Origin of the sequence: Frankia canadensis, assembly GCF_900197875.1 — a bacterium.
In the GTDB taxonomy this organism is placed as follows: Bacteria; Actinomycetota; Actinomycetes; order Frankiales; family Frankiaceae; genus Frankia; species Frankia canadensis.
The window spans coordinates 1-3,845 of record NZ_FZMO01000315.1 but is presented as its reverse complement, the minus strand read 5'-3'; the positions used below and the strand labels follow the sequence as shown (position 1 = coordinate 3,845).

Annotated in this window: 5 protein-coding genes; 2 read left to right on the top strand and 3 right to left on the bottom strand. The window is 67.6% G+C overall.

Features of this window, described 5'->3' with window-relative positions:
* Positions 1 to 322, top strand: a 322-nt coding sequence (locus tag C1A33_RS21885; RefSeq protein WP_133150781.1) for an ATP-binding protein, incomplete at its 5' end; no start/stop codon positions are given.
* Here the strand turns inward: C1A33_RS21885 and C1A33_RS21880 are convergent.
* The 3 genes from C1A33_RS21880 to C1A33_RS35145 form a co-directional block, all read right to left on the bottom strand.
* Positions 293 to 919: a restriction endonuclease subunit S gene (locus C1A33_RS21880; protein WP_101833264.1), complete on the bottom strand. Its 627-nt coding sequence runs from the start codon at positions 917 to 919 to the stop codon at positions 293 to 295. The two genes, C1A33_RS21885 and C1A33_RS21880, sit on opposite strands and share 30 nt — an antisense overlap.
* Positions 916 to 2,136: an HsdM family class I SAM-dependent methyltransferase gene (locus C1A33_RS21875; RefSeq protein WP_165818526.1), complete on the bottom strand. Its 1,221-nt coding sequence runs from the start codon at positions 2,134 to 2,136 to the stop codon at positions 916 to 918. Before C1A33_RS21875 ends, C1A33_RS21880 begins: the two co-directional genes overlap by 4 nt.
* Before the next feature lie 536 nt (positions 2,137 to 2,672).
* Positions 2,673 to 2,822: a hypothetical protein gene (locus C1A33_RS35145; RefSeq protein WP_165818525.1), complete on the bottom strand. Its 150-nt coding sequence runs from the start codon at positions 2,820 to 2,822 to the stop codon at positions 2,673 to 2,675.
* A 525-nt stretch (positions 2,823 to 3,347) separates the two neighbouring features.
* Here C1A33_RS35145 and C1A33_RS34315 point away from each other — a divergent pair.
* Complete coding sequence (locus C1A33_RS34315; RefSeq protein WP_133150780.1) at positions 3,348 to 3,740, top strand: hypothetical protein; 393 nt, start codon at positions 3,348 to 3,350, stop codon at positions 3,738 to 3,740.
* Positions 3,741 to 3,845 lie beyond the last annotated feature (105 nt).

The following is a 3,845-nucleotide window of genomic DNA, read 5'->3' as shown; positions in this document are numbered from 1 at the left end:
CCCCGCCACCGCCACAGGGCCAAGCGGGTCCGGTCCCGCGGGACCGGCGGGCGGTGTCGCGCTGGAGGTGACCGACCACGGTCCCGGCATGCCGCCCGAGGTCGCCGCCCACGTCTTCGACCGCTTCTACCGCGCCGCCGACAGCCGGGCCAGCGGCACCGGCGGCAGCGGCCTGGGTCTCGCCATCGTCGCCGCCACCGCCCGCGCCCACGGCGCCTCGATCGACCTCACCACCGCCCCCGGCGCCGGCACCACCGTCCGCCTGCGGCTTCTCCCGGCGGCCGACCTCGCGCTACGGAAGCTCGATCGCGCCAGTGAGTAGGGCGGGCGCGAGACTGTCGCGCAGCCGCGTCGCCGTGCGGACGACCTCCCGATGAGCTGCGACCTGCTGGTCGAGGGCGTCGAGGGCTTCGGCGATCGCCTGCTGCCTGTCATGGGGCGGGAGCCTGAGCCGAAGGTCCCGCAGGATCGCGGAGGTGAGGATCGGAACGACGGTGCTGGTGATGCGGCTGGACAGCCAGTCCTGCACGGATGGCAGGCGTAGATAGTGGTTCAGATAGGTAGCGAGTATTCGCCCATCTGGACGCAGGCGGATGCAGGCTCCACCGAGCAGCGAGCCGTCGTGTTCTTCTGACACCAGGGCATGGCGCCGTGTGTCTCCGATGCGGGTGCATACGATGTCGCCCGGACGCAGGACGTAGCGGTACATGTCCTCTGCGGTCTCCCGGTCGAGGTAGGTCTGGCCCTGCTCTGTGAGCTGACCGTGCTGGATGCTTGCGGGGTTGATCACAGAGACGTCTGTCTCCGCCCATCTGGCCTGTTGCGGGGCGCGACCGGACGGCCCGGCCTGAACGTCGCACAGCGCGTCGAGTCTGACCTCAGGCCAGTCGGAGGGCATCCGCCGCGATGGGAGACTCATGGCGTGATCCACGCCAGGAGATGAGCCACATCGGCGTCTGCCTGGCGCGCACGGTACTCGCAGGACAGGAGTTCCTCATGCAGCGCGCGGGCCTTGGCCCGCGTGGCGCCCGCGTCGGCGTGGGGAAGTCCGGAGTGTAGGTGCACGGCGGGGTTGAGCTGCCAGTCGTGCACGCGGAGCTGCTGCATATCGACCGCCACCGCGAAGCCCGGAATGGTGTTGAACGTGTGGGCCGCGCTGTCCCGCCAGGACCGATAGGCGCCTACGATCTTCGCCGTGTCGTCGTCGGTGAGGATCCGACGGCCGCGTCTCCGTCTGGTTCCCAGGGCGCGCGCGTCGATGAGAAGCACGTCGCGACGGCTCCGGTGGTCTTTGCCACGCAGGATCCAGACGGCCACGTCGAGGTCGTTCTCTCGGAACAGCTCCCCGGGCATCGCGATCACGCACTCCACGGCGCCGTTTTCGGTCATTTTGGCGCGCAGCCGTCTCTCGGTGGGGTTCTCTGAGGCCGCGGCGCTTGTGGGCATGACCAGGGCGGCGCGTCCGCGGTCGTCGAGGATGGCGGCGGCGTACTGAAGCCAGGCAAAGGTCGCGCTGTGTGTGGGCGGCTCTCCGTATGGGAAGTGGAGTCGGCCTCCCTCGTCCCAGCCAGGCATGCGGAACGGGGGGTTCGCCAGAACGACGTCGTAACGTGGGACCGGCGTGATCTTGTTGGTGGACTCCCCGTCCGCGGCCGACGCCGACGTGACGGCGTCGGCGTTGGAGACCGGCTCTGCCTCGCCCTTCAGCGGCTCGCGAGGCGACGCGCCGACATCAATTCGAAGCCCACGGATAGCGGCACTGAGCAGCGTGAGTTGTCGGGACATGGGACTCAGGGCGCTGCCGTCCAGGACCGATCGTCCGATGACGGCCGGTCCAGGGAGACGGTTCCACGTTCCGGCCGCGATCAGGAGTTCTCCGGAGACGCAGCAGGGGTCGCAGATCCTGGCGTTCGGTTGAGGATCGAGGAGTGCAACGATCGTGCGGCTGAGCGAGAGCGGCGTGACGTGCTCTCCGCCGCGCGGGCCGTGGGCAGCCGCCGTCTGCTCAAGCAGGAACCGGCTGGCCAGTGATTCGAAGCCCTCGGCAACGTCATGACGCCGGGCACGCAGACGGACCTGGTCTGCGGCCTCGTCAATAGGCCTGGCGAAGGCCGCGATATCCACGTTGTCCTTCATAGCTCTCTCGAGGCGCCTGTAGGCCGGAGCGAGTCCCTGTGCTGCCTGGTGCCGAAGGTTCGCCAGTTCCCGGAGATCCAGTGCGCCGGCCCCCTTGCTGCTGGTGAGCTGTACCCAGAAGCGCCGGTTATGACGCCGGATAGCGAGCAGGGCAAGAAGTAGATCAAGGTTGGGGGCGATGCTCTGCCCACGTTGTATATCTTCTAGGGGCTTCCAGAGTGCCCTATCCAGGATCTCTTCGGTTGGCTCGGCCTCCGCGCTGATCGGCGCCACGGGAGGCATGTTTCGATTTCGACGGAATCGCTGCCCATAGGTGGCGCCCGGGGCCTCTCCTGGGTGCCGGCCTCCGGCGGAGATCTTCCGGCTGTCAAGCCAGGCGGCGACCTGGGCAGCCGAGTAGACGGTTTGGCCGGCAATTACCCGAGGCGGAGGGAATTCATGCGGGTGCCGGCGGGCCCAGTTGTTGACGGCCGCCGGCCTCACCCCGGCGGCACGGGCCACTTCCTGCCGCGACAGCGTGTCGTCCGGGCCTGCTGTCATCGCTCGTCGCCCCGGTGCCGGGACCTCATCAGGTCGGACAGCCGGCGAGTGCGGGCGTCACTGCTGACGACCCAGGCCAGAAACAGAAGCAGGAGTAACACCACGGCCATCGCCGCCTCGCCACCCCCGCCGAGCACCGCGAGCATCGTCTGTGCTGCCTCTCTGTTCGGCGGCGACCATCGTGATCACCGCCTCCGCTGCCTTCCCCGTGGCAGGAGGGACTCTCGCCGCTGCCGGTCGGGTTGTCGCCGAGGCGTCGTGGGCCGGCGACAGGACAGATGGTGGCAGGTGCACGAGCGACGTCGGGTCGCGCAGCGATCGTACTCGACGATCTGTTTCTCAATATTCAGACAACGAAGTTGGTTGCCTGTAGTGGATAGGCGGGTTCGAGGGACGCCTTGCCTGGCCTTCGGCGTCGAGGCTGGGCGGTCGGTCGACGTTGTGGCGTGGCAACGTCATTTGTCAGGCAACCGAGATTGTCGACTCTCGGGCTGTGATGGACAATCTTCATTGTCGAATGAGGGTGACAATGAAGGTTGTCCACGCTTGAGGCTGCGGGCGGGTGTGGTGCCCCCTGTAGGGCCGTTCTGGAAGAGGGCCCCGTGCGGCGTGGGCAATTGTTGTTGTCGGGTGTGGGTAATAAGCGTTGTCGAATGGTCTAGGGTGCAGAGGTGGACGCATCTGGGAGGAACTGGCTGCCGCGCGGTGTCAGTCCGCGAGCCGTCGCCCTGGACTATCTTGAGGAGCTGACCCGGCGGTTGCATGCGCTGGCCCTGGAGCGTGATCAGGCGGTTGCCGACGCGGTGGCGGCGGGCGCCGACTGGGTTCAGATTGGTCAGGCAGCGGGCCTGACCCGTCAGGGGGCGCGGCAGCGGTGGAATCGTCGGCTTCCTGATCCCCGGCTGGTCGCGCATGACGACTGTCTTCCGCCGGACCCTGTTGATGCGCCGGTTGACCTGACTCCATCGGGGCCTTCTCCGCTTGCGGAGATTCCTGACCCCATGTTGTCGGCCCTGCTCTTCACCTGGCAGGTCTTTCACGAGCAGCCTCCAGAGGAGGAGTAGATTCACCCGCGAGCCTCTTCTTCTTAACGTCGAAAACGTGCGACGGATCGTAGAGCGCGGCGAGAGCGGTGGCGGCGGTGGTGAGGGCGGTGCGGAGGGCGGGTG